Genomic DNA, 26831 nt, shown 5'->3' on the forward strand with positions numbered 1-26831 from the left:
ATGCAGTTCAATGCGATGCGGGATCATCCTTCTCTGGGGTTTATCGATTGTACGCTGCGCGGTATTGGACAAGTGGTGTTCCAGAACAACCCGCTTTCCGGGCTGGTCATTTTGTTCGCCATTCTGGTCAATTCCTGGATTTATGCCCTTATTTGTGTGGTGGGTGTGGTCGCCAGCACACTGACGGCAATCATACTGAAGGCCGACAAGGGGCTTATTCGTGATGGCCTGTTCGGATTCAATGGAGCTTTGGTCGCGCTTGCGCTGATCGCATTTACCAGTGCCGATTTTCGCAGCGGCGCGCTGCCGTCACCGGCCATGACGATCTATCTCATCTTTGGCGCAGCTTTTTCCACAATGGCTTTCGCGAGTATCGGAGCGCTTCTGGGCCCGCACAAGGTTGCGCCTCTGACAATGCCATTCGTGCTTGTCGGTTGGCTGTTTCTGTTCGCAATTCTCAAATTTGATGCCATCGATGCGGGGCCAATGGCGAAACCGGTGTCACCGGAACAGTTTTCCTACGCTGTCCCTTATGTACTCCCAACCTGGTATATGGGGATCGGCACCGCCATCGGACAGATATTCTTTCAGGATAACTGGATCACAGGCTACATTATCCTTGCTGGTATCGCGATCCATTCCCGGATAAGCGCGCTGATGGGCCTTTTGGGAGCGATAACCGGAGCTTTGGTCGCCGCCGCATTCGGCGGACCGGAAGGGGCCATTCGCGATGGGCTTTTCGGTTACAATGCCGCGTTAACGGCAATTGCGCTTGGCGGCTTCTTCCTTGTTTTCAGCTGGAGCAGTTTTCTTTACGCGATCTTCGGCGCTGTCGTGGCCACATGGCTTTGGGCTTCGGTAGCCATCTTCCTGAAACCGATTGGAATGCCGGTGCTGACTTCGACATTCGTCCTCGTCACTTGGGTCATGCTGATCGGTCAGTATGCTTTCAAGGCATTGGTGCCCGTCCCTCCGGCTGATGCAAGTTCGGCAGAGGAAAATCTCGAGCGATATCGCGAAATGCAACGCTTACGACCGGAATAGTCGGCTGTATTGCGTCTCATGCCAGGCACTGGCCATAGCCAGTGCGGGCGCTGTATTGCCGATTTTGTCGTCTTCGAGCGTGCATGCTTTCTCGACGGCCCGCTCAATTCTTGCTGTTCCAGCAATAAGTATCCTCTGGCCTGCCGTGTGGCCAAGCGGAACGAGCCGGATTGCCGCCATGACCTGGCTTTCCACCACGCTCCACATAAGGCCGCGCAGTGCATCGACCGGCTCTATATTCCAGTTAAGCGCTGCGATGGCGAAGGCTGCGGGGTAGGTGGCACGTTGTTCCGAAGCGAAGTTGCGCGCCCGCTCGACACCGAGTTCCGATAGCAGAGTAAGCAAGCTTTCGCCCATGCGGCGATCCTCAAGCTCGAGTTCGCTGCTTTCTCGACTTGCCCCAAGCCAGTCGTTCAAGCGGCAGAATTCGGCATCGTCGCTTCGCGTCAGTGCGGAAATCATTCGCCAGAAAATTGCACCGTCAAGCGCGGCGTAACTGTGTTCCAGAAGACCAAAAACCCACGCTGCACAGTTTTCTTCATTCGTGACGGTGCCAGTGTGGACAGCCCATTCAAGACCACGCGAATAGGAAAAAGCACCAACCGGCTGGCTGGGACTGACAAGTCGCATGAGGTGCAGCATAGGCAGAGCCGGAGAGTGCACGGGCAAGTCCGGTTCCGGTCCAGCATTATTACCATCAACTTCAGCGTGTCTCTTCGAATGATCCAGCAAGATGCGGCTCACATCATCCAGCCATCAGGTAAAGCCCGCTGAGCGCGGCAAAGCCGCCCGCCGCCCGCATTATCATCTGCCCCGTCCGACCTTGCAGGATGCGGCCTGCTGCAAGGCCCGCACCAATACCTGCTGCGTGGAGCAATGCCGTCGCTAGCGCAAACCCAACACCATAGGAAAGAAACGCCGCGCTGCCGATTTCCCCACCATGGGCATAGCCATGGAAGAATGCGAAGAAGGCGACGACGAGCGCTGCAGTCAGGGTCGATGCGTGGAACGCCATGGCGACAATGAGGCCAAGCACAATTACCGATGTAAGGATGACTGGTTCGACATAGGGAAGAGTTATCCCACTGAGTGCCGCCATAAATCCCAGCAGCATGACGCCGACAAAGCTTAGCGGAACGACGACAAGCGCGCGCCCACCGAGCATCGAAGCCCAAAGGCCAACGGCAACCATTGCAAGGATGTGGTCGGCGCCCGAAAGAGGGTGAAAAAACCCAGCGGCGAAAGAACCATGCTCGGCGGGGTTGAGATGGGCGAATGCGGGGCTTGCCATCAAGGAGAGCAGGACGGCAATCAGGAGAGATGTCCTTTTCATTTCAACTTCCTTTCAACAACAATGGCCATACTCAGAAGGAGCCAAACATTGAACCCAGCACGAAAACCGCCGCGAGCGAGATAATCACGCCGACAATCACAGTCATGACCATGTCAAAATAGCTCGATGCATGGGTTTGTTTGCTGATCTGAAGGAGCAGAAGCACCGTACCATTGTGCGGCAGCGCATCCAGTGTACCAGCGCTGATGACCGTCAAACGGTGCATGAGATCAGGATTGATCCCGTACTGGATCGCCAATCGCATATATTCGTCGCCCAGCGCATTGAGTGCGATGGCCATGCCGCCGGATGCTGTTCCGGTGAGGGCCGCCAGCGCATTCATGGCCACGACCAGAGAGACAAGCGGACCGCCCGGCACCTCAAGCACCGCATCGCGAACCACGGCAAAAGCAGGCATCGCTGCCACAACTGCACCGAACCCGACGAGGCTCGCTATGGTGAGAATGGGCAGAACAGAGGAGTTGGCGCCTGCGTCGAGGCTTTCGCGGATCGCCCGCAGGCGGCGAAAATTGACCGCTATCAGGGTCAGGATAGCCGCTGCCAGCGCGATGAGAACCGCCCACAAACCTATTGATGATCCGACATCGATCCCCCAAGGCTCCTGCTCCAGAAATGAGAAATCGATACGGGGCAAGACAATGAGTGCCATCAGGAAATTGACCACGATGACGACAAGCAGGGGCAGGACCGCGAAGAAAAAAGGCGGCTGGTTGTCGGCGCGTGCGCCGTGTTCGAGTTCCGCAGGGTCGAAGTCACCTGAAAGCGTCGATTGTTCTCTGACCTTTTCGGTAATCTCCAGTTCGCCGGTGTCATCGACATAATTTTCACCTGCAGCCCGCGCCTTGGCTTCCGCGCGTTGCAGCCACCACATGCCGAAGACCAGTGTTATGATTGATGCAATGATCCCCAGTCCCGGCGCTGCAAAGGTCGTGGTTTCGAAATAGGGCATCGGAATGGCATTGTTTGTGGAAGGTGTGCCCGGCATTGCCGACATGGTGAAGGTAAAGGCACCAAGCCCAATGGCCGCAGGCATCAGACGGGCTGGTATATTGGCTGCTTTGAACATTTCCCGCGCCATGGGCACGAGAACGAAGAAGGCAACGAATACGCTGACGCCCCCATAGGTGACGACGGCCGATGCCAGCACGACGGATAGCATCGTGCGTTTTACGCCGAGTTTTTCCGTCAGATATCGTGCAATCGAGGTGATGGAGCCGCTATCATCCATTAGCTTTCCAAAAATACCACCCAGGAGAAAAAGTGGAAACCACCGTCCCACGAAACTGGCAGTCCCGCCCATGAAGGTCGATGTCCAGTTTGCCAGAAGAGGCTCCCCGGAAATGAGCGCGGCGAGAAGAGCAGCGACAGGAGAAAGCAGAAGCACACTCCAGCCGCGATAGGCAAACCACATGAGTAGCGCTAGTCCCAGCAGTATTCCAAGCAACCCCATGCTATCTGACCCCTCAGCCGATGTTGGAGAGAATGCATTCGGAATTATTGAATGAAACTACTTTAGACGGAATATATCAAGAAAATAATGCTTATATCGAATTCTTAAAAATTCGACGGGTCTAAGTTCTCTAATTCTACTTGAGTATTTTAAAATAGTAGACGTCTATGAACCTTCCTCTCACATCGTTATCGACACGTCCTCGGATTTCGATTTGATCTTTTCGACCTATTTTTCTGCCTCGCCAAATTTCTCGTTCGATGCGGACTCTTGTCGTTCCAGTGTGATCTTGAAAAATATAATGAGCTCTTCTCATATTGCCCTTGATCGAACCGGTGAGCACAACGCGAGTTCCGATGGGAGTTCTGCTTACAACACTGGCGGTTATTCCATTACCGGCTTTGACGGAATCCAGAAACTGAGCGTATGAAACGCTGCCAGAGCCTAACAAGAAAAGGCTCAATAAGAGTGCCAACTGATGAAAGCGCTGTTTTACAGAGTTCATGGGTTCAACCTCCTCATGGCGATGATCGAGCTTTTCACCGTATGCTTGCCGGAATGAAAACAACTGCTGCGCCGTGACGCTTGCGATACAGTTCCGTCATTGATCACGGCGGTTTCCTAAACGCTCGGTTATTCGTTGCACAATGAAATACAAACCCGGTGTGAGTAACAGACCAATCGTCGTTGCTGCGACCATCCCTCCAAAGATTGTCACACCCACGGCCTGACGAGCGCCCGCACCCGCGCCGGAAGAAACGATCAAAGGGATGATGCCCAGAATGAAAGATACAGCTGTCATCATCACGGCACGGAAGCGTTGCTCAGCTCCCGTCCGTGCCGCTTCACTCGCCGACAGACCTGCTTCCCGCTTTTCTTTTGCAAATTCCACAATCAGAATTGCATTCTTGGCGGCAAGGCCGATCAACAACACCATCGCAATCTGCACATAGAGGCTATTTTGCAGCCCGAAGATTTTCAGGGCTGCGACTGCTCCAAGCAATGCTGCGCCCAATGAAACAATCACCACCGCAGGCAAGGCCCAACTTTCATACTGAGCAACCAGAAAGAGATAGGCAAAAAGAAAGGCAAGGGCAAAGACGATGCCTTCCTGACCGCTGCTTCTGCTTTCCTGAAAGGATAGGCCCGACCACTCATAACCATAGCCATCAGGTAGTTTTTGGGATGCCACAGTCTCCATTGCCGCCATCGCCTGGCCACTGCTCGCACCGGGAGCCGGAACCGCATTGACCTGTGCTGAGACCGAAAGGTTATAACGCGTAATGACGAAAGGGGCCAGAACGGTGGTCAAGGACACGACACTGCTCAACGGGACCATTGTTCCGTTTCGGTTTCTCACGTGGAGCTTCAAAATGTCTTCGCTATGCGCGCGAAAATCGGAATCCGCTTGCAGATTCACCTGAAAGACGCGCCCATTAAGCGTAAAGTCATTGACATAGCGTGAGCCAAAATTGGCGCCGATCACCGCGTAAATATCAGACACACTGAGCCCCAGCGCTTCCGCACGGGAACGGTCAACGTCGACATAGATTTGCGGTACATTCGCATTGAAAGTCGTCGCCGCCCCGCCGATCTCGCCGTTCTGGTTAAAGTAGCCAAGCAATGCATTTGTAACCTGTGCAATTTCCTCCGTAGACTGTCCTTGCAATGCCTGGAGGCGGAAATCGAGCCCGCCAACGGACCCGATACCGGCTATCGCCGGTGGCGCAAAAACTGAGACAATAGCGCCGGGAATCTGGGAGAATTGAGACCGGAGAGTGCCGATAATATTATTAAGCCCCAGCTCTTCTTTTTCCCGGTCTTCCCAGGGCAGCAATGCGGCAACGGCCATGGCGCCATTGGGCGTGCTCGTCGATTGCAGAATACTGAAGCCCGCAACCGTGATCACATCCTGAACCCCGGCGGTCTCGTTTAGCACCTTTCTGACATTCTCAACGATGCGATTGGTGCGGTCGAGCGAAGCCGCACTTGGCAACTGGATATCAACGAATAAAGCTCCCTGATCCTCGTCCGGCAGGAAAGTGGCGGGTAGATTGACAAAAATGAGATAGGCACCGGCAAAGCAGGCCACAATGGCTGCAAGCGGCACATACCAATATTTGACGAGAATGCCCACGCCCCTGCCGTAAGCATCACGGCTTCGTTCCATGATGTTAGTAAACCACGCCAGTGGTCCTCTCTTGAAACCGCTTTGCCCGCGCTTGAGCAGCAACGCCGCCAATGCCGGACTTAGCGTGAGGCCAACGAACGACGAAATGACCAGCGCCGATGAGATTGTCACTGCGAACTGGCGGTAGAGCTGTCCGCCAATACCCGCGAGAAACGCTGTGGGTGTGACCACGGCGAGAAGCACGAGCGTCGTTGAGATGATCGGTCCGGTGATCTGAGACATCGCCTTGCGCGTCGCATCGACAACGGTGATGTCGGGCGTGTCGTCCAGAACGTGTTTGACGTTTTCCACGACGAGAATAGCGTCATCGACGACAAGCCCGATAGCGAGAACCAAGGCCAGCAACGAAATCATATTCAACGAATAGCCGACAGCCAATAGAACCGCGACCGCACCAAGCATGGAAACCGGTATGGCAAGGGCCGAGATCAGTGTCGCGCGCCAGTCTTGCAGGAAGATAAATGTCACCGCGAGCACGATTGCAAAGGCTTCAAACAATGTGCGCGTCGTCAAGTGCAAGCTAGCGTCCACAAACCGCGTTGCGTCATAAACCACGTGATATTGCAGACCTGCCGGAAATCTGGCGGAGAGCCGCTTCAGTTCGGCCTGAACGGCTGTCGCAGTCTGTATCGCATTGGCGCCGGGCGACTGATTAATCTGCAGCATCGCCGATTCATGACCAGCAAAACTGGCTCTTGAAGCATAATTGCGTGCACCAAGTTCAAGACGGGCTATGTCGCGGAGAAATACCTTGGCTCCGTCGGCGCCGGTGCGAATGACGATAGCTCCAAATTCGTCGGCATCTCGCAACCTCCCCTGTGCGACCAGCGTATATTGTAGTTCCGTTCCAACCCGCATGGGCGGCGCACCAGACTGCCCGAGGGTAGCCTGGATATTCTGGCGTTGGATTGCCGCGGAAACCTCATCAATGGTTATCCCGAGCGCATCCATTCTTTGAGGATTGAGCCAGACTCGCATCGAATATTCAGACGCGCCGGTGACACTAGCCTCACCGACACCTGCCACGCGTGAAATCGCGTCGACAATGGTCGTCGTGGTGAAATTGGTGATCTCAAGCGCGCTCAAACTGTCATCGGGAGAATAGAAAGCGATGCCCAGCACAAAATCGGGTGAGCGTGATCGAACAGAAACGCCCTGTTGTGCGACAGCGGCAGGCAATCGCGAGATTGCCAGTTGCGCACGGTTCTGCACATTGATCTGCGCAAGTTCCGGATCAGTTCCCACTTCAAAGGTGACTGATAATGAATATTGACCGGCATTCGAGCTCGTGGATGACATATACATCATATCATCCACGCCATTGATGGCTGTTTCCAGCGGACCGCCCACAACGTCGGCAATCACTTCCGCACTCGCGCCGGGATATATCGCCGAAACAGAAACTGTTGGAGGGGTGATCTGCGGATATTGCTGGATGGGCAGTGAGAAAACGGCGATGGCGCCAGCAATGGAGATGAGAAGCGAGATAACGATTGCGAGGCGCGTTCGTCGGATGAAGGTTTCCGAAATCATTGAGCGGCCCCCGGTTCATCCGGTGACGATTCCTGAGGTGATACGGACTGCCCATCCGCAATTCTTTGCAAGCCTTCGATGACGATCGTTTCTCCCGCGCTGATCCCGTCTTTGACGGACCAATCGTTGCCGATGCGTATGCCGGTCACAATCTGCCGCCGAGTGACAGTGTTATTGTCGTTCAACACAAAAACAAACTTGCCCTCGCGGTCCTGCAGAACAGACGCCATTGGAACAATCGGCAATGTTTTTGCCGTTTCATCCAGCAGGCTGACAGCGACGGTCTGGCCCGGAACCAGAATATGGTCCGGGTTTGCAAACAGCGCGCGTACAGCAATTGTGCCCGTTTGCGGATTGACCTCGTTGTCGATGAACTGGATGTTACCTTTGGAGCCATACTGCTTGCCGTTGGCGAGGGTAAGCGTTAGTTGGAATCTGTTCAGATCAACGGTTCCACCGCGCGCCTCTTTCTGGCGAATGGCGATGAGCGTTCGATCGGTAATGGAAAAAACAACGCGGACAGGATCGAGCTGAACAATACGCGCCAGCGACCCGGCGCTGGGGCCGACCAGATTTCCAACCGTAAACAAAGACCGGCCGATTGTGCCGTTGATCGGTGAACGGATCTGCGTGTAAGAAAGGTTCAGTCGGGCTGTATTCAACGCAGCCTCTGCGCTTTGAACGTCTGCGGAAGCGATATCGAACGCTGCCTGAGCATCATCCAGAGAGGCTTGTGACGCGGTGTTCCGGTTCGCCAGTGTGCGTGTTCGCGTCAGGGTCTGCCGGGCAGCATTCTGGGCCGCCTGTGCGCGAGCGACCTGCGCTTCTGCTGAAGCCGCCGCCGCCCGCATTTGGTCTGGTTCGATCTCAAAGAGGAGATCGCCTGTCTTGACTGCGCTTCCCTGTTCAAAGCTCTTCACTTTGAGAAAACCCGTAATCCGGGCCTGAATGTCAACGGCTTCTATTGCTTCGACTTGTCCATTGAATTGGAGCGGGGCCGTGGAAGGCGCCGAGCCCGCCTTTCTGACGACCACCGATGGCGCGGGCTGGGTTGTTGTGCTTTGCTGGGCGGCGGCAGGAGGCATGAAAGACAGCAAAAGCAACCCGGAAAGGGCGACATTCGCGGAATAATAACCGAGGGTCTTAATCAATGTCGGGTCCTCCCTGCGGTCATGCAATGACCTGTCATTCATGCATTTCGAGTACTCAGAGCTATTGCGACATAGGCAAAACCGGCAATCAGCAGGGCAATTCCAGCGATTGATCCCGATGCGAGTTCACGCGTCAAAGGCCATTTCAGGAAGAGTGCGGCGCTGGCTATCCAGGCGATGAACCCGGAGACCGCGAACCAGTACCAGCCTTTTGTGGGATGGATTTTGAACGACAAGGCAATCTGCAGAAATCCATGCACAAAAACCACGATCGCGATCAACAGCGTTATCGCAAGCGCGCCTTTGAGTGGATTGAGATAGATCATAATTCCGCCGACCAGTTCCACCACACCCGTCAATTCTTGCCAGACAAATCCCGCCCAGCTTTTTACCCTAAGCGACTGGATGATCTTCACGAGACCAATTGCCATAAGGACCACACCGAAGACGGTGCTTGCCGCAAATTCCGAAAAGACCGGTAGAAACAGACAGAGCGCGCCTCCAGCTAACAGGAGGACGCCAATGCCAAGAAACCCCTTCCATTTCTTCTGTTCAATTGCTTTGCGCTCCAGATGGCTTAATTCGTGAACTTCCATGCGTAAGCCCTTCTCTTCACGAAGTAATTCAAAGAGCATCCCCGGCTATAACCGTGTTATCAGCGACGCCATCTCACAGTGCGGACGTTGGTTATGCGTCCATCACGCGCGCGCACCGTTACATCGTAAGTTCGTCTGAAACGATCTCCACGATAGAGGAAATGACTTCCCCTGCAGTCTATTGCGCGAACATTTCGGAAGCCCCGTATTCTCAAGAGCCTGGCGCCCTCCGAACAGCGGATTCTGTGGCCGTTATTTATTCTGGTGCCGACCAGAGCGGTTTGGTTCTGGCTGAACGCCGGAACCGGCTCCGCAATAGAACCGACGATGGTCAAGGCTAGCAATGCAAGGATAGCGGCAATGGATCGAAACATGTCTTTTCCCTCCGAAGCCTTCATTGAGACGTTCTCAATTCACTATTGACGCAAGCCTCATCGACAAGGCGCTTCAAAGACGCGTCCGTGCTGATCGCGATAGCGACAATATTGAACGCCGTTTCGGGTCTGGGCCACACCAACCAAGGTTCCGGCCGCAGCACCGATTGCAGCGCCGGTGAGCGCTCCGCGCGTATTGCCGCCAATCGCAGCACCGGCGAGACCACCGATTGCAGCGCCGCCGACACCATATCCGGCGGTTCTCTGTTCAGACGACGTACAAGCGCTTGTTCCCAAGCTGACAGCGGTAACAACCAACAAGCTGAACATATATCGGTTCATGATATCCTCCATCTGAAGCAGTAAGCGTCAGAAATAATTGCAAGTTAAGCAAGACAAAGTCAGAAAACGAAAGCGATGAGCGACGGGCCAAAACCCACGGCTAATTAACCCACCATGCTTAATTTCAGAGATCCAAATTCTGCTTTTGAATCTGGGGCAGGCGACGAAAATACTATCTGCGGTGGGGTCTGTGCCACCGATCAACGCGCACAACGCGTCCATCACGCGCCCGAACCTCAACCCGCAAGGCCTGTTGATTACGCACGCCCCGGATAACGTAGTTTGGTCTCCGGCAATCGATTTCCCGGACATTGGTAAGGCCACGCATTGCAAGACGCCGGGTAGCTTCTCTGCAAGTCAAAGATCGCCCGTTGTTCAACTCCGTACCGACAACGACGCTTCTGGGAATAGGACGCGCGTTCGCGTCAATGGAGAAAAAAAACGTAGATAACGCTGCCAGAAGGATTGCGGCTTTCGATACAGAAGCAAATGCATACATCTGTGACCCTCCATTCTGCTATGGATAATTACAGTATAACTACATTTAAAAAATAACAGCAATCGTTTTTATATAATAAGTAGCCTGTCTTGGATTCAGACTATCTTTAACGCGTTGATCGGGGAAGCCCCCCCGGAGTGCATCGCGCCTGCCCAGGTATTTCACTATGCAGCTTCCTGTAAGTGAGGCGAAGGCCTCTACCGGGAGCATGCCCGAAGCTTTGGATGAACGCCCCCGCGCGCAAAATTATTTCTGTTCTTGTCGTCCATCAAGCAAGAACGGATTTGCTATGTTGAAAACGTTCGACCTTAGAGCCTGCTCCAAAAGTCGCCCTGTGTAGCTGCAAATGGCAATTTTCTGCGTTCCGGTGCTCACGTACCTTGAGTACGCTCCGCTCCGGTACTCGAAAATCACCATTTTTGCACACACATGCCGCTTTTTTGACTCAGGCTCTTAGCGCCGCGAGAAGGCGCGCGCTTATTCATAGAGCTGGCGGTAGCGCTCCCGCAGGATATTCTTTTGCACCTTACCCATAGTGTTTCGAGGCAGCTCGTCTACAAACAGAATTCGCTTCGGCAGTTTGTAGCGCGCCAGTCGTTCGCTCAAAGCCGCCAGCACTTGGTTTTCCTCTAACGAAGAGCCAGGTTTTTTAACAACAACAGCTGTGGTGGCTTCGCCAAAATCCTTATGTGGCAGGCCAATAACTGCGCTCTCAAACACGCCATCCAACAGATCGATTTCGCTCTCGATTTCTTTTGGATAGATATTATAGCCACCCGATATCACGAGGTCCTTGCCTCGACCCACAATGTGAATATATCCCCTCTCATCGATAAGACCGAGATCGCCTGTGATGAAGAAGCCATCGTCTCGGAATTCCGCCTTGGTCTTTTCCGGCATATTCCAATAGCCTTTGAATACATTCGGCCCTTTGACCTCCAGCATCCCGGTCTCTCCGTCCGGGAGTGCCGTGCCACTTTCCATGTCTACCACGCGAATATTCACACCGGGCAGGGGAAGGCCCACGGTTCCTGCTACTCGATCTCCGCGATAGGGATTGGAGGTGTTCATGTTGGTTTCCGTCATGCCATAGCGTTCCAGAATGGCATGCCCTGTATTTTCGAAAAAAGTCTGGTGGGTCTCGTTCAGAAGAGGAGCGGACCCCGAGATGAAGAGCCGCATACGTGCGGTGCTTTCACGGTTTATGCGCGCATCCTGCGACAAGCGCACATAGAACGTCGGAACCCCCATCAACACGGTTGTTTTGGGTAGGCGAGCGACGATTTGGTCCGGGTCGAATTTTGGCAACAGAAACATTGATGCGCCTGAGATCAAGGTTACATTGCTTGCGACAAACAGGCCGTGCGTGTGAAAAATCGGCAACGCGTGGATGAGCCGGTCTGCCGAGGTAAAGTGCCAGCTATCGCGCAGCGTCAATGCGTTGGAGAGCAGATTGCCATGACTGAGCATCGCGCCCTTTGAGCGCCCAGTCGTGCCTGACGTGTAAAGAATGGCGGCAAGATCGTCCGGTCCGCGATCGACATCGTTAAATTGTGGCTCGGCGTCTTGTGCTTGGCCCATCAAAGAACCACTGCCCGTTTCGTCCAGCGTTTCAAGAACTGCGCCGCAGGCGCGGACCGTTTCGGCAAGCTTTTCCGCATTTTGCGGTGAGACGACCACAACGGCTGGCTTGGCGTCGTTAAAAAAGTAATCAAGTTCGGCGACCGTATAGCCCGTGTTTAGCGGCAGATAGACAGCGCCACACCGCAAGCAGGCCAGATAAAGCATTAAGGCTTCGGCACTTTTTTCAACCTGAACGGCGATACGGTCGCCGGGTTTAACGCCTTGCTCGACCAGCACATTGGCAAGACGTGCGGATAGCGCCAGCATATCCCCATATGTCCAGATATTTCCCGCTTGTGTTTCTATGAAGGTCGCGTCGGTGGTGGAAATTGCGCTGCGAATGGCATCAAACAGGTGATTAGGCATATGTTGTTTCCGAGGAATTTTTGGATGCTTTTAGAGGGGGCTGTACCGATGGTGATTTGTGGATGTTCGCAGAGGTGCCGACCTCTCCTCTTTCGGCATGAGCTTCGTAATTGCGCTCGATGTCATCAAGCTTTTAAAGATAATTGACCATCAATCCATGGGATTCTGGCATAGTTTTGGCGGAAACATCTCCATATAATTGAGGCGCTCCAGTCGGGCACCATTGCCAAGGTGGAAGCGGGCGACCGGGTCGATAAGCCGTCCGTTAGCCGTGCGTGCGGGCAGCAAATAATGCACGGCCGCGCGCAAAACAGCGGTCGGATTTCTGCTAAGCAGTAGTCAACGGCTGAACGCGGCCTTGCTGGTGGCGGCTTCTGCGTGAAATCTATCGGCGCGAGGGCAATCCTGTCGCTCGCGCGCTGCCTGGTCAGCAGAATTGTTCAATGTTGCGCGCCGTTAATCTTCGACCCACCGGCGTTCGGATGCCGCAAGATGGGCATGCATGGCGGCTTGCGCTGCAAACGGGTCTTTTGCCCTGAGGGCAGTCAAAATCGCGCGATGTTCTTCAACCGCCAACCGCCAGGTATTCGGCGTCTCCGTATGCCTTTGCATGCGTTCAGAGATTGGGCTGTGTCTCTCATCGAAGAGCTTGATCACCAGATTGGTCAGAACGCTGTTTCCCACTGCCGATGCAAGGCTGATGTGAAACCTTCGATCATGTTCCAAAGGCTTTCGATTGATATCGATATCCCGCAACATCGCTTCAAGGATATTCTCCAGTTCTGACAATGCCGGCTCGCTGATGCGTGCCGCACATTGCGCGATCAAGCCACATTCTATCAAAACGCGCGCCTGCATCAATTCAGCAGGGCTTTCACCCAACGATTGTTCATTCAGTTCCGAGCCGGTGGGGTTCAGGACATAGATACCTGATCCTGATCGAATATCGATGACCCCCTCGATTTCGAGCGCAATAAGCGCTTCGCGAAGCGACGGGCGTGAGATTCCCAATTGCTGCGCAAGTTCCCGTTCAGCCGGTAACCTCGACCCAGCCGTCAGTGAACCGGCGTCGATAAGCGCGCGGATTTGGTCGGCGATCTGTTGATAGACACGTCTCGTTTCAAGCATGCGGTAAGACCAAATTTGTTATGAACGGATTGCTTCACGACTATTTTCCTTATTTTAGCGCTATTCTCAAGAAATTTCGATAAAGTGGCTTGACCAGATTTCTCTTTTCCCCCTATCAAATGACAACTTTTTCAGAGCACCAGGAGGAGGAGCGCGATGAGAGGTCATTCTGCAAAGAAGCCATCTGAAACGGCTCGCGTGCTGCTCACGCTCGAAGATGTGTCGAAAGAATTTCCAGGCGTAAAGGCTCTTTCGGGCGTTAGCTTCGATCTGCGCGCCGGAGAGGTTCACGCTGTCTGCGGAGAAAATGGCGCTGGCAAATCGACGCTGATGAAAATCATCAGCGGCGTATACCAACCAAATTCAGGTTCGATCACCTATAAGGGATCGCCGGTTCAGTTCGCTTCGACGCTGGAGTCGGAAGCAGCTGGCATCGCTATCATCCATCAGGAACTCAACCTCGTGCCGCATTTGAGCGTTGCGGAGAATATCTATCTCGCACGTGAACCCCGGCGAGGCTTTCTGGTTGATCGAAAGAAGTTGATCGCAGATGCCAAGCGCTGTCTGGATCGGCTTGGGGTTAATATCGATCCAAACGTGCAGGTGCGGACGCTGTCGGTTGCCCAGTGTCAGATGGTCGAAATCGCGAAAGCGCTTTCGCTCGACGCGAACGTGCTGATTATGGATGAGCCCACCTCGTCTTTGACCGAACAGGAAGCACAGCTTCTCTTCAAGGTAATCCGTGACCTGAAAAGCCAGGGCACCGGCATTATCTATATTTCTCACCGGCTGGATGAAATGCAGGAAATCGTTGATCGCGTTACGGTTTTGCGCGATGGGCGATATGTTTCAACGGACGATTTTGCCGACCTCACCGTCGATGAAATCGTTGCGCGTATGGTTGGGCGCTCGCTGGAGGACAAGTTTCCAGAGCCGACCCGTCAGCCTGCTGATGAAGTCATATTCTCCGTAAAAGGCCTCACAAGACGCGATGTTTTCGAGGATATCAGCTTTGATATTCGTCGTGGCGAGATTCTCGGCTTTGCAGGGTTGATGGGTGCAGGGCGAACCGAAGTGGCGCGCGCAATTTTCGGCGCCGATCCGCTTGATGCGGGCACCATCATGCTCGACGGCAGTGAATTGAAAATCACAGATCCACGCAGCGGGATTAATGCGGGCATCGCTTACCTGTCTGAAGATCGTAAAGCTCAAGGTTTGGCCATCGCGATGCCTGTCGATGCCAATCTGGTCATGGCGCGCATGCAGGCGGTCAGTAACAGTCTTGGCGTCATCGATCGCAAGCAAGAGCGGGATGCGAGCCAGCATTATGTCGATCTCCTGAGCATCAAGACACCGAGCCTCCATCAGCCGGTTCGTCTTTTGTCGGGTGGCAATCAGCAGAAAATCATCATTGGCAAATGGCTGTTTCGTGAGCCGCGGGTCATGTTTTTCGACGAGCCGACACGTGGCATCGACGTTGGAGCGAAATTTGCGATCTATCAGATCATGGATGAGCTTGCGGCGCGCGGTATCGCTGTCGTTTTGATAAGTTCCGAATTGCCGGAAGTGCTTGGGATGTCTGATCGCATCGCTGTCTTCCATGGCGGGCGTATCGCTGCGACTCTCAAAACACGCGACACCAATCAGGAAGAGATCATGCATTACGCGTCCGGCAGTGGTCGACGCGGCGAATAAGGATAATCAGCATGACGGAAGTAACCAACGGTAAACCGGTAGAGCAGGGCCAAGTTTCGGCAGATAAGGGACGACGCCTTAGCGAGCGGCAGAAGGATATCATCCAGAAATTTGCAGCACTTGGCAGTCTTGTCGTGCTTGCTGCAATCTTCTCTGCGACCAGCAGCGCCTTTTTCTCCGTCGGCAATGGCATGACAATTGCGCTTCAGGTCACGTCGATTGCTTTGCTCGGTATTGGTGCGACCTATGTGATCATTACGGGTGGTATCGATCTTTCCGTTGGCTCGGTGCTCGCGCTCGCTGGCGTTGTGGCTGCACTTGCCGTCAAGGAACTGCAGCTTCCCATCTGGATTTCGATGCTGCTCGGCATTTTGACCGGGTCGCTTTGCGGCCTGATCAACGGTCTCGCCGTGACAAAGTTGCGGCTGCCTCCTTTTATCGCCACGCTCGGCATGATGTTGATTGCCCGTGGTGTTGCCTTGCAGATCACTGGCGCCCGCGCCGTGTCGGGACTGGGAGAAAGCTTCGGTGTTCTGGGTAACGGTTCGCTGTTTCGGATGGAGTCGATCGATGAACAGGGGTTTCCGGTCGTCACTTTTCCGGGCATCCCGTATCCCGTTGTCCTGATGATTGTGATCGCCATCATCGCCGCGTTTGTTCTTAATCGGACCGTCTTTGGCCGTCATATCTATGCCATTGGGTCCAATGCCGTTGCAGCGCGTCTGTCGGGCGTCAACGTCTCCCGGATCACGATCTACACCTACCTGATTTCCGGCACATTGGCCGGGCTGACCGGTTGTGTACTGATGTCGAGACTTGTCACCGCGCAGCCGAATGAAGGCGTCATGTACGAACTTGACGCCATCGCCAGCGCAGTTATTGGCGGGACATCATTGATCGGCGGGGTCGGTACGATCTCCGGAACCTTCATCGGCGCATTCGTCATCGGCATTTTGCGTAACGGTTTGAACATGAATGGCGTCTCCGCCTTCACGCAGCAGATCATCATCGGCCTTGTCATTCTGGTCACCGTCTGGATCGACCAATTGCGCAATCGTCGCTGAAGAGGAGGATGGGAAGGGTAGGGCCTTCCCCCGTTTCGAGCTCCGGTCGGGTTCGGTTAGTTGGAGGAAAACATGGGTAAATTTAAAACTGCGCTTCTCGCTTCGGTCATGGTCTTCGGCGGTTTGTCCACTGCTTCAGCCGGTGAAATTGCCGTTATCGTTAAGACGGTCAATTCGACCTTCTGGCAGAACGTTCAGAAGGGCGCCGATGCCGCCATTGCCGAGGTAAAGGGCGAGCACACGATGACGTTCCAGGGACCCGCATCGGAATCGGCTATTGCCGACCAGGTCAACATGGTCGAAAATGCCGTCAACCGCAAAGTCGACGCCATTCTCCTTGCACCGTCCGATCCAGATGCGCTCGTGCCAGCCGTGAAGAAGGCTTGGGAAGCGCGTATCCCGGTTGTCATCATCGACAGCCAGCTCGCCAGCGGTGCCGAGAAATACTATCAGTCCTTCTTGGCGACGGATAATAAGAAGGCTGGCGAACTCGCCGCGAAGGCTCTGATCGATAAGGTCGGAACGACGGGCAAGATCGCCGTCATGTCCTATGTTGCTGGCGCCGGATCGGAAATCGGCCGTGTGGGCGGCTTTACCGACTACATCAAGGCCAATTCGAAGCTGGAAATCGTCGGCCCATACTATTCGCAGTCGCAGATGGCTACCGCGCTTAACCAGACGACCGATGTTCTTGCTGCCAACAGCGACCTGAAGGGTATTTTTGGCGCGAACGAGCCGACGGCAATCGGCATGGGCCGGGCGATCAAGCAGGCCGGTAAGGCGGGCAAGATTACTGCAATCGGTTTCGACGGAAACCAGGATTTGCAGGAATTCGTCAAGGACGGCACGCTGGCTGCAACCGTTGTCCAGGGTTCCTACCAGATGGGCGATATCGGCGTTGCAACACTGCTGAAGCTGCTCAACAAGGAAAAGGTCGAAAAGACGATCGATACTGGCGTCGTTGTTGTCACAAAGGACAATGTCGACAAGCCGGAAGCGAAGAACGTTCTTTACTAAGTCAAAGCCAGCGCGCGGAGCATATCCGCGCGCTCTTTTTCGGTCAGATTGGGAATTCAGCACATCATGAAGGTTTCAGACAGACGCAAATTGCGCAATCGTGACGTCTCGTTCACGCTAATGGGTCTCGGCTGCGCCCAGATGGGCAATCTCTATCGGGTGACGAGTTATCAGGAATCTCTGAGTGCTTTCGATGCAGCTTGGAATGCTGGTATCCGTTATTTCGATACGGCGCCCTTTTATGGCTATACGCGTTCAGAGCGCCGCCTTGGCACGATGGTGACGGAGCACAAGCGCGACGAGTATGTGCTTAGCACTAAAGTTGGGCGTATCATGGTGCCGGATGAGACGGTCGGGCCGGAAGAAGACGCTTACGTCGAGCCGCTGCCTTTCCGACCGAATTATGATTACAGCTACGATGCAATTATGCGTTCCTTCGAAGCAAGCCGCCAACGCATTGGCGTGTTCGCTCCTGACTTGCTGTATATTCACGACATTGGCCGCGCCACCCACGGCGATCGTCATCAGCACTATTGGAACCAGCTGACCAAGGGCGGCGGGTTCAAGGCGCTTGGAGAACTGCGTTCTGCGGGCTTGGTAAAGGCCGTTGGTCTGGGCGTCAACGAATGGCAGGTCGTTTCCGACGCGATGCAGGAATTCGACATCGACGTTTCGATGCTTGCTGGCCGCTACACCTTGCTGGAGCAGGACAGCCTTGCGCTTCTCGACCGTTGCCACCGCGACGGCGTTGGTATCGTCGTGGCCGGTGCTTTCAATTCCGGCCTTCTGGCGGGCAATCGGAAGTTCAACTACGCCGAGGCGCCGACCGATCTTCTGACGCGTGTCGATGCAATCCAGGCGGCATGCGAATCCGAGGGTGTTACCATGCAAGCCGCGGCGTTAGCCTTCCCGACACTGCATCCAGCTGTGGTCACGGTGGTTTCGGGTGCCCGCAATGGCGAGCAGATGAAGGCAAATGTCGATTGGTTCGAGCAGGAAATTCCCGCCACCTTCTGGGCTCGCCTGAAGGACAAAGGCGTCATTTCTGCCGATGCACCGATCGGTAACAATTAAGCAGGTCAGTACCTGATGCGCTCTGGTCGTTTTAATATCAGAGTGCACAGGGTGGGCTCGAAAATTTGTCATCTGGCTAGTTTTTGATCAGGCTCGCTTTGCCTGAAAGAAAAGTTTATGTGGCTTGGCTTGATTATTCGATTATTTTAAGGCCACGATAGCGCTTCAATTTTGCTTAGCCGCGCCCCTACTAGTATTATATACTTCAAAACGATTATTCCCCCAAAAGTGGCATAAAAACTGCATGTGTAAGGTATCGCTCTATGGGGTGCCACGCATGTTTTATTCGATCTTGATGCCAGCCCTGCTCAGTATGTCAGTTGGCTTTAGCTGGAGTACATTTACTTCGTTCTTTTCGTCACACCGTAACGATGAAAATAGCGAACTGACATTGGTTATGACGGCAAGCCCCGTTTGCATCACCGCAATGGCGCTTTCTGTCTCTGACTTTGGATGGCTTTGGAGCAGTGCCATTGTAACTTCAGGGTGGATGGTTTCATCGTCGACGAAAGGTCTTATTCGTCCAATGATGATGCTCACTTTGTCAGCTTTTGCTTTAGTGGCTTATGTTCGTTTTGGTAGACCCATCGCATCGTTGGGGCGGGGGCAATTGGCAAAGCCGGCATGGAAGTCGAAATAATGTTCGATGACACGCTGGTTCCCGCGCGCATCAAGATTGAATGTCCCGGCAAGTACGTTGCGAATGATATGCTGCGGCACGCCGAGATAGCGCTCGTCTGCCAAAGTCTCGGCCAACGCGTCATGGTTTTCGATGCAGTCGCACCAGCGTGCGGCCTTATCGAGGGCGACGATCAAACGGGCAACGGTTTCGGGGTGGGTCTCAGCCTATTCCGGGCGCATGCCGATGACTTTTTCGGGCGCGCTTGGCCAGATATCCTGTTTGGCAGCGACAATGCGCCCGGCGCCCCGTTCTGAGGCCACCATGTTCCATGGCGCTCCAACGCAGAAACCGTCGATAGCACCTGACGCCAGAGCGTCCGAGGTCAATGGGGGCGGCACGACGACCAGTTTTACATCGCGGTCAGGATCAATGCCGCCTGCCGCCAGCCAGTAGCGAAACTCGTAATTATGCGACGAGAAAGGATAGGTCATTGCCAGCGTCAGGAGTGGTTCGCCGCGTGATTTTATCTCGCGCACGACGGACGCGAGCGCCCGCGCATTTTCCAGCGCATCAGCGGCTTCCGGTATATCGGCGATTGTGCGCATCCGTTCATAAAGGCGCACTGACAGGGTGATGGCGTTGCCGCCGCGCCCTAGCGAGAACGGAGTTATCGTCGGCGATGGATTGGAGCCGAGTCCCAGCATGGATGCCACGGGCATGGGCGAAAGCATGTGTGCAATGTCGAATTGCCGGAAAGCGAGCCTGTCACGGACATTCGCCCATGAGACATCCTTGACGAGATCAAGGTTCAAGCCTTCCGCTCGAGCAAAACCAAACTCTGCCGCTGCAATCAGCACTGAAGCGTCGACCAGAGGAATAAATCCGGTGCGCAGCGTCCTGATTTCCTTGCCTGCTATGCCTGCTGGCGCGGCAAGCCCACTTCCGGTCTCGGTCAATCTGGTCGGCATGTTCACTTGCATACTCCCGGAATATTTGCCCCGGTTCTGAAATCTAAAGCTATTTCATCAGCAGTGCGGCCGCGGTCACGATACTTTGCGCAATGTCGGACATTTTCTTCTTTTCATTCATCGCAGTCTGCCGCAGCAGGGCAAAGGCGTCTTCTTCGGACAGGCCGCGCATTTTCATCAAAATGCCCTTGGCGCGCTCGACGACCTTGCGCTCTTCCAATGCCGATTTTGCATCCGCCAGTTCGCGCAGCAAACGGCTGAACGCATTGAACCGGCTGACGGCCATATCGAGAATGGGCTTCACGCGTTCTTTCTTCAATCCGTCCACGAATTAGGCGGAAACGCCTGCCTCCACCGCCGCCTCGATAGAGGCTGTGTCGGAACGGTCGACAAACATGGCGATCGGGCGGCTTACGGTGCGGGTCAGCTGAAACAGATGCTCCATCATGTCGCGATTGGGGTTTTCTATGTCGATCACAATCACATCGGGATTTAGCGTTTCAATCATGCGCACTATGCCGTGCATCTCGTTGATCACCACGACTTTGCCGTGGCCTGCCTCGCACAATCCTTCCTCAATAATCGAGGAGCGAATGGCGTTCTCATCGATAGAATGGTCAGGTCCGGCTGCTTCATGCTGCATTGATGCCGTAGCGGCGTTGCATTGGCAATAGCTATCGGTCTATTTATTAATCAATTTTCTAGTTGATTATTTTTTAATCTGAATTGATTGAATTGATTGCAGATTTGCTAAAAGTGCAGCAATCGTTCACAAGACGCGGATCAATGGCAGCTGGAGTTTCTGCAGGAATTTCTGGCCAAGGCTAACGGAAATTATCATGCACGAAATCATCTGCCCGCATTGCAACAAGGCATTCAAAATCGATGAAGCTGGATATGCAGATATTCTAAAGCAGGTTCGAGACAGTGATTTCGAGAAGCAATTGCACGAGCGCCTGGAGTTAGCAGAGCAGGACAAGCGGAATGCTGTCGAGCTTGCACAGGCCAAGGTTGCCAATGAACTGCAGAAAGCCGCCGCAGCCAAGGATTCTGAAATCCAGGAACTGAAGACAAGGCTTGAATCCGGGGAAGTCGCGAAGAAGCTTGCCGTAGCCGAGGCTCTGGGGGCCATCGAGAAAGAACGTGATGCTCTTTTGCACGAGCTTGAAAGCGTCAGGCGTGACAACGAAGCCACGTCTAAACTGGCCGAGGCAAAGCTTCTTTCTGAACTGCAGAAAGCGGCTTCCATCAAGAATGAAGAGATTCAGGGCTTGAAGGCCAGACTCGATGCCGGCGAGATTTCTCAAAAACTTGCCGTCACCGAAGCCGTCAGCGCGATTGAGAAAGAGCGCGATGAACTGAAGAACGGGCTTGCCCGGGTGGCACTTGAAAAGCAACTTGCCGAGACAGCGCTCAAAGACAAATACGAAACGCAGCTGAAGGATCGCGACGAGGCAATCGAGCGTCTGCGGGATATGAAAGCGAAACTATCGACAAAAATGATCGGCGAGACGCTGGAACAGCACTGTGCAACCGAGTTCGACCGTATTCGTGCGACTGCTTTCCCCATCGCATATTTTGAGAAGGATAATGACGCGAGCAGCGGTAGCAAGGGCGACTTTATCTTCCGCGATATGGACGATGCGGGCACCGAAATCGTTTCGATCATGTTTGAGATGAAGAACGAGAACGACGAGACGGCGACCAAGAAAAAGAACGAAGATTTTCTCAAAGAGCTCGACAAGGACCGGTGCGCGAAAGGTTGCGAATATGCGGTTCTGGTCTCGTTGCTTGAGCCTGAAAGCGAACTCTACAACACGGGGATCATCGATGTATCCCATCGTTATCCGAAAATGTACGTCGTCCGGCCGCAGTTCTTCATTCCAATCATCACGCTGCTGCGCAATGCAGCGATGAACTCGCTCAGATACAAGTCCGAACTGGCATTGGTGAAGGCACAAAATGTCGACATCACAAATTTCGAAAGCCAGCTCGACGACTTCAAAGCTGCTTTCGGGCGCAATTGGCGTTTGGCTTCTGACGGTTTTGAGGAAGCAGTCAAACGCATAGATGAAGCGATCAAGGATCTCGAGAAAACAAAAGAAGCGCTTCACAAGTCGGCCAACAATCTAAGACTGGCAAACGATAAGGCTGAGGACCTGACGGTCAAGCGGCTTACCCGCGGTAATCCGACAATGGCTGCCAAATTCGCCGAACTCCAGCAAGGATTGCCCGACGATGAATAGACATATCTGAAACCGCATGATTGGACGTTAAACGCCAGAGCGCATCGTGACAAATGATGAAGCTCCGGCATATAAGGGAGCGGGGGCTCTCGCGGAGCCAAATGGCGACCAGATAACGGAAAGAGCTTCGGCGATCCGGCGTGGCTTTGGGGGAAGGATAGCGCATGGTTTTCGGGGCAACGCCGCTCGACGAGGCATTGAACGCTATTCTCGCGCATCGGCTTGTTGTAGGTGGGAAGAGTTTCCCCAAAGGGCATGTTCTGGACGCGCATGATATCGAATTTCTTCGAAAGGAGGGACATGACAGCGTGGTGTCGGCCCAACTGGAAGCCGGCGATATTACGGAGAACGACGCTGCTGCCCAGATCGCATCTGCAATATCGGCAAAGGGCATTATTTGTTCTGCGGCCACGACCGGGCGCGTGAATTTTCTTGCAAGAGAAGCCGGTGTCTTCACCGTCAACCGGAAGCTTGTGGACGCGGTGAATTTTATCGATTCGTCGATAACACTGGCGACCTTGCGCGAGTTTGACCGCGTTCGTGCAGGGCAGGTTGTAGCGACGATAAAGATCATTCCCTATGCCGTCCCGGAGAGTTCCGTCGCAGCAGTGCTTGAGCTGTGTCACGACCAGAATATGCTCGGCGTTGAATCCTTCAGCGGTTGCACTGTCGGGCTTGTTCAGGGAACGGACACGGCTTTGAAAACAAGTGTTCTGGATAAAACCCGTCAGGCGCTTGAAGCACGTTTGACGATGAATCTTGGAGCCGTGGCGACAGAACTTCGGGTCTCGCATGCGGCGGAGCCGATGGCGTGCGCCATACAAGATGCAGCTGCGGTTTCCGACATTGTCGTTGTGTTCGGCGCATCGGCTGTTGCGGACAGGAACGACGTTCTTCCCACCGCCATTCGCAGGGCTGGGGGCACGGTTACCTATGTCGGGATGCCGGTCGACCCCGGCAATCTGCTTGTTCTTGGTGAAGTCGACGGTAAGCCGGTGATCGGCGCTCCCGGCTGCGCCAGAAGTATCAAGGAGAATGGGTTCGACTGGGTTCTCAACCGCTTGACGGCAGGGATGAGTGTCACGCCAAAGGACATTGCAGCGATGGGCGTCGGCGGTCTTTTGCTCGATAGTCCGGCGCGCATTGCACCGCGCGACGGCAGAACCAGGAGAAAACGCGATATTGCGGTCATGATCGCTGTTCTGGCCGCCGGGCAATCCTCCCGCATGGGCGGGGCGAACAAGCTTCTCGCCATTTTTGATGGCAAGCCGCTGGCGCGCCGGTCGGTTGAAAATGCGGTAGAAGCTGATCGTGGCCGGGTGATCGCCATTACTGGCCATATGGCAGACGAAATTTCCGCTTCGCTTCAGGGGCTTGACGTCTCTGTCGTGCACAATCCGGCTTATGCCCTTGGGCTTGCAAGTTCGATCAAAGCTGCCCTTGTCGCAGCACCGGCAGACTGTGACGGGCTGATGATCCATCTGGGAGACATGCCTGCGGTCAGCGCGCAGCACATTCGCATGATGATTGATCGTTTCCGCCAGCACGACGGAAACGCTGTCATTCGCGCCGTTACCGACGAGGGTGAGCGTGGCAACCCCGTTATTATCCCGCATCAGCTTTTCGAAGCCATTTCCGCCCTGTCGGGCGATGTGGGTGCAAGGCATATCATTGAGGCGAGCGAACTCCCTATCGTTGATGTACCCATTGGGTCTGCTGCCAGAATTGACGTCGATACGAGAGACGCTGTCGTGAATGCCGGGGGGCGAATTGTCTGAACATAGTTTTGGTCTTACCAGGGACCCGTTGGCTGTCGCGCTCCACTGGCGCCAGAACGGCAAAGGGGTTGCGATCGCCACCGTCATTGAAACATGGGGATCGGCACCACGTCCCACAGGCAGTCATCTTGTTGTCGACGCGTTGGGGAATTTTGAAGGCTCGGTTTCTGGTGGTTGCGTCGAAGGCGCAGTCATTGAAGAGGCTCTGGAAACGATAGCGTCTGGAAAGGCAAAGCTGCTGGAGTTTGGCGTTGCCGATGAAACGGCATGGCGCGTGGGGCTGTCTTGTGGGGGCAAGATCAGGGTCTATGTGGAGAAGCTCGATTGATGCAAAGCTCTCTTCTTGCGGAACTGAATGAGCTACGCGCCAGACGTTTGCTTGCAGCGACATTGACCGATCTGGACTACGGACGCACTGAGCTTGTGCGGGATGCTGAGGATGTTTTTAGTGCGTTTCAACCGCACGTTCGACAAGCGTTTCAAACCGGTAAGCCGCTCTTTTTTGTGGCCGACAATCGACGTTACTTCATCAATATATACCGACCGGCATTACGGTTGAAACTGGTGGGGGCAGTTCACATCGCCCAGCATCTTGCGCAGATGGCCATCATGACGGGTTTTGATGTGGAGGTCATCGACCCACGAACCGCGTTTGCAACGCCGTTGCGGTTTCAGGAGGCCGCTCTTAAGGCAGTCTGGCCGGAGGAGGCGTTTCGCGACAACCCGCTGGACCGGTATACTGCGGTTGCCACGCTTACACATGATCCCAAAATTGACGAACCGGCTCTATCACTGGCAATGCAGGCGGATTGCTTTTACATTGGGGCATTGGGCAGTCGTCGAACCCATGCCCAACGCATGGAAAACCTGAAGAAACTCGGGCACAATGCCACCGATCTGGCGAGGATCTCATCCCCGATAGGGCTGGATATTAAAGCCGCGACACCTGCCGAAATCGCCGTCGCCATATTGGCCGAGATCATTCAGAAATCAAACCAGGCAACGGACAGGTGAACATGACCGCAACAGCCCGTAGCATTCTGCCCGGAACCGCCGAAGGGCCAATCCTGGCGACAACCGAACCGCTCAGCTTTTGGGGCGGAGTTGATCCTTCTTCGGGTAAAATCATCGACGTGCACCATCCCCTCCACGGGCAGAGTATCAGAGGCGCTGCGCTGATGATGCCATCAACGCGCGGTTCCTGTACGGGCTCGGGCGTGCTGCTTGATCTGGCATTGAATGGCATGGCACCGGCTGCGCTGATTTTCTCCCAGACTGAGGATGTGGTGACTCTGGGGGCACTAATCGCCGACAAGATGTTCGACCATCCTCTACCCGTCTTGCGCCTGGCACCGGAGGACTGGGAGCGCTTACGAAAGGGGCCGGAGGTCAAGATCACGCCGACCAAGTTAACCGCGCCTGGCTTTACCCTGCCGCTCGTGGGGTCAAAGGAAACGAGGCTCGAACTTTCCGCAGCCGATCAAGCCATGATGACGGGCGCAGATGGGGATGCCACCAAGCTCGCCATGGAAATTATCTGCGCGATGGCCGAAAACCAAGGCGCAGAACGCCTGATCGATGTCGCGCAGGCGCATATCGACGGCTGCATCTATGCAAGCCCGGCCAATTTGATCTTCGCCGAGAAGATGGTAGATATGGGTGCGCGGGTCCGCGTACCGACGACAATGAATGCTATCTCCGTTGACCGTGAACATTGGCAGGCGCAAGGTGTGCCTGCATCCTTTGGGTGGCCCGCCGCACGGCTTGCCGATGCCTATGTGCGGATGGGATGCCAGAACACATTTACCTGTTCGCCCTATCTTTTGCACACCGCGCCGGAAAAGGGGGAAATGATCGCATGGGCCGAAAGCAATGCTGTCATTTATGCAAACACCGTGCTTGGAGCTCGTACGGCGAAGCATCCCGATTTTCTTGATCTCTGCATTGCCATGACGGGACGCGCACCACTGTCCGGCGTTTATCTTGATCAACATCGATTTGCGCAGCGTATCATCCACGTTGATATACCCGAAGGGTTCGACGACGCTTTCTGGCCCTTGATTGGTTATCTCGCGGGTAAGGTTTCGCCGGATCGGATTCCACTCCTGAAAGGGCTCAGGGACGCCAAGCCGACACCGGAAAATTTAAAAGCCATGTGTGCGGCCTTCGGTACGACTTCCGCTGCACCCATGCTGCATGTCGAAGGCGTTACACCGGAAGCGCATTTTGTTTCGCCCGCAGCCGATACGGTCTCTATCACAAGGAACGACATGGTGGATGGATGGAAGTCGCTGAACGATGGTCCAGATGCGGTGGATCTGGTAGCCATCGGCAGCCCGCACGCTTCGCTTGAGGAATGCCGCGCCTTTGCAAACGCTTTGCGAGGCGGCAAAGCGGTCAGAACCACCATTATCACCGCGGGGCGTCAGGTTATAGCTGCGGCGCGCGAAGATGGAACATTGCAAAGGCTGGAAGCCGCGGGCGTTCAGGTGATCCCGGATCTCTGTTGGTGTTCCATTTCCGAACCGGTTTTTCCGGTCGCGGCCAAAGCGCTGATGACCAATTCCGGAAAATACGCACATTATGGGCCGGGTCTGTCTGGCCGTGCGGTGCGTTTTGGTAGTCTTGCGAGCTGCGCAGAGGCCGCAAAGACAGGCCACGTAGCGCGGGGCCTGCCGACGTGGCTTGAGGGATGATGAGAAGAGCTGGTGTTGGC

General features: G+C 54.6%; 20 protein-coding genes and 3 pseudogenes. 10 read left to right on the top strand and 13 right to left on the bottom strand.

Annotated elements, in window-relative coordinates; genetic code table 11:
• Window positions 1-1044: an urea transporter gene (locus WIX40_RS18075; protein WP_339441214.1), complete on the top strand. Its 1044-nt coding sequence runs from the start codon at window positions 1-3 to the stop codon at window positions 1042-1044.
• On the opposite strand, the gene WIX40_RS18080 is transcribed toward WIX40_RS18075, so the two are convergent.
• The 11 genes and pseudogenes from WIX40_RS18080 to WIX40_RS18130 all read right to left on the bottom strand — a co-directional run bounded on the left by WIX40_RS18080 (window position 1030) and on the right by WIX40_RS18130 (window position 13651).
• Entirely contained in the window at window positions 1030-1788 is a 759-nt protein-coding gene (locus WIX40_RS18080) for an urease accessory protein UreF (protein ID WP_109366124.1), read from the bottom strand. The genes WIX40_RS18075 and WIX40_RS18080 overlap by 15 nt on opposite strands.
• A gap of 1 nt (window position 1789) precedes the next feature.
• Window positions 1790-2377, bottom strand: coding sequence for a HupE/UreJ family protein (locus WIX40_RS18085; RefSeq protein ID WP_339441215.1), 588 nt, complete (start codon window positions 2375-2377; stop codon window positions 1790-1792).
• Window positions 2378-2408: 31 nt separating this feature from the next.
• Window positions 2409-3848, bottom strand: a complete 1440-nt coding sequence (locus WIX40_RS18090; RefSeq protein WP_339441216.1) for a GntP family permease — start codon at window positions 3846-3848, stop codon at window positions 2409-2411.
• A gap of 136 nt (window positions 3849-3984) precedes the next feature.
• The gene (locus WIX40_RS18095; RefSeq protein ID WP_140025563.1) at window positions 3985-4353 is read right to left on the bottom strand and encodes a YgiW/YdeI family stress tolerance OB fold protein; all 369 of its coding nucleotides are present in this window, start codon (window positions 4351-4353) and stop codon (window positions 3985-3987) included.
• A gap of 96 nt (window positions 4354-4449) precedes the next feature.
• Complete coding sequence (locus tag WIX40_RS18100) at window positions 4450-7572, bottom strand: efflux RND transporter permease subunit (protein WP_339441219.1); 3123 nt, start codon at window positions 7570-7572, stop codon at window positions 4450-4452.
• Window positions 7569-8765 (bottom strand): efflux RND transporter periplasmic adaptor subunit, encoded by a 1197-nt coding sequence (locus tag WIX40_RS18105; RefSeq protein ID WP_339441221.1) that lies wholly within the window; start codon window positions 8763-8765, stop codon window positions 7569-7571. Before WIX40_RS18105 ends, WIX40_RS18100 begins: the two co-directional genes overlap by 4 nt.
• Window positions 8762-9319, bottom strand: a complete 558-nt coding sequence (locus WIX40_RS18110) for an HdeD family acid-resistance protein (protein ID WP_339441223.1) — start codon at window positions 9317-9319, stop codon at window positions 8762-8764. The genes WIX40_RS18105 and WIX40_RS18110 overlap by 4 nt, the downstream gene beginning before the upstream one ends.
• Before the next feature lie 431 nt (window positions 9320-9750).
• Window positions 9751-10035 carry a YMGG-like glycine zipper-containing protein gene (locus tag WIX40_RS18115; protein WP_109366116.1) on the bottom strand — a complete coding sequence of 95 codons (285 nt, stop codon included), beginning with the start codon at window positions 10033-10035 and terminating at the stop codon, window positions 9751-9753.
• A 976-nt stretch (window positions 10036-11011) separates the two neighbouring features.
• Entirely contained in the window at window positions 11012-12523 is a 1512-nt protein-coding gene (locus tag WIX40_RS18120) for a malonate--CoA ligase (protein ID WP_339441225.1), read from the bottom strand.
• Window positions 12516-12841 (bottom strand): annotated as a pseudogene (locus WIX40_RS18125) (malonyl-CoA decarboxylase domain-containing protein); the annotation flags it as partial. The gene WIX40_RS18120 and the pseudogene WIX40_RS18125, both read right to left, overlap by 8 nt.
• A 138-nt stretch (window positions 12842-12979) precedes the next feature.
• Window positions 12980-13651: a FadR/GntR family transcriptional regulator gene (locus WIX40_RS18130; protein WP_109366114.1), complete on the bottom strand. Its 672-nt coding sequence runs from the start codon at window positions 13649-13651 to the stop codon at window positions 12980-12982.
• Between the two features lie 156 nt (window positions 13652-13807).
• Here WIX40_RS18130 and WIX40_RS18135 point away from each other — a divergent pair, with 156 nt between their 5' ends.
• The 4 genes from WIX40_RS18135 (at window position 13808) to WIX40_RS18150 (ending at window position 18501) form a co-directional block, all read left to right on the top strand.
• Window positions 13808-15346 carry a sugar ABC transporter ATP-binding protein gene (locus WIX40_RS18135; protein WP_339441227.1) on the top strand — a complete coding sequence of 513 codons (1539 nt, stop codon included), beginning with the start codon at window positions 13808-13810 and terminating at the stop codon, window positions 15344-15346.
• Window positions 15347-15357: 11 nt separating this feature from the next.
• Window positions 15358-16410: an ABC transporter permease gene (locus WIX40_RS18140; protein ID WP_109366112.1), complete on the top strand. Its 1053-nt coding sequence runs from the start codon at window positions 15358-15360 to the stop codon at window positions 16408-16410.
• A gap of 72 nt (window positions 16411-16482) precedes the next feature.
• Window positions 16483-17427 carry an ABC transporter substrate-binding protein gene (locus tag WIX40_RS18145; protein WP_339441229.1) on the top strand — a complete coding sequence of 315 codons (945 nt, stop codon included), beginning with the start codon at window positions 16483-16485 and terminating at the stop codon, window positions 17425-17427.
• A gap of 66 nt (window positions 17428-17493) precedes the next feature.
• Window positions 17494-18501 carry an aldo/keto reductase gene (locus WIX40_RS18150; protein ID WP_339441231.1) on the top strand — a complete coding sequence of 336 codons (1008 nt, stop codon included), beginning with the start codon at window positions 17494-17496 and terminating at the stop codon, window positions 18499-18501.
• Window positions 18502-19086: 585 nt separating this feature from the next.
• Here WIX40_RS18150 and WIX40_RS18155 read toward each other — a convergent pair.
• Both WIX40_RS18155 and WIX40_RS18160 read right to left on the bottom strand, forming a co-directional pair.
• Window positions 19087-20091 (bottom strand): annotated as a pseudogene (locus WIX40_RS18155) (CmpA/NrtA family ABC transporter substrate-binding protein); the annotation flags it as partial.
• Window positions 20092-20140: 49 nt separating this feature from the next.
• Window positions 20141-20734: pseudogene (locus tag WIX40_RS18160) on the bottom strand (ANTAR domain-containing response regulator).
• A 196-nt stretch (window positions 20735-20930) separates the two neighbouring features.
• Here WIX40_RS18160 and WIX40_RS18165 point away from each other — a divergent pair.
• The 5 genes from WIX40_RS18165 to lhpI all read left to right on the top strand — a co-directional run bounded on the left by WIX40_RS18165 (window position 20931) and on the right by lhpI (window position 26811).
• The gene (locus tag WIX40_RS18165) at window positions 20931-22337 is read left to right on the top strand and encodes a DUF2130 domain-containing protein (RefSeq protein ID WP_339441233.1); all 1407 of its coding nucleotides are present in this window, start codon (window positions 20931-20933) and stop codon (window positions 22335-22337) included.
• A 164-nt stretch (window positions 22338-22501) separates the two neighbouring features.
• On the top strand, window positions 22502-24115 hold the full coding sequence (locus WIX40_RS18170) for an NTP transferase domain-containing protein (protein WP_339441234.1): 1614 nt from the start codon (window positions 22502-22504) through the stop codon (window positions 24113-24115).
• The gene (locus tag WIX40_RS18175; RefSeq protein ID WP_371834156.1) at window positions 24108-24443 is read left to right on the top strand and encodes an XdhC family protein; all 336 of its coding nucleotides are present in this window, start codon (window positions 24108-24110) and stop codon (window positions 24441-24443) included. The genes WIX40_RS18170 and WIX40_RS18175 overlap by 8 nt, the downstream gene beginning before the upstream one ends.
• Window positions 24443-25129: an XdhC family protein gene (locus WIX40_RS18180; protein WP_339441238.1), complete on the top strand. Its 687-nt coding sequence runs from the start codon at window positions 24443-24445 to the stop codon at window positions 25127-25129. The genes WIX40_RS18175 and WIX40_RS18180 overlap by 1 nt, the downstream gene beginning before the upstream one ends.
• A gap of 2 nt (window positions 25130-25131) precedes the next feature.
• Window positions 25132-26811 carry a cis-3-hydroxy-L-proline dehydratase gene (gene lhpI, locus WIX40_RS18185; protein WP_339441239.1) on the top strand — a complete coding sequence of 560 codons (1680 nt, stop codon included), beginning with the start codon at window positions 25132-25134 and terminating at the stop codon, window positions 26809-26811.
• Window positions 26812-26831: the final 20 nt, after the last annotated feature.

Origin of the sequence: Ochrobactrum teleogrylli (assembly GCF_037482325.1) — a bacterium.
In the GTDB taxonomy this organism is placed as follows: Bacteria; Pseudomonadota; Alphaproteobacteria; order Rhizobiales; family Rhizobiaceae; genus Brucella; species Brucella teleogrylli.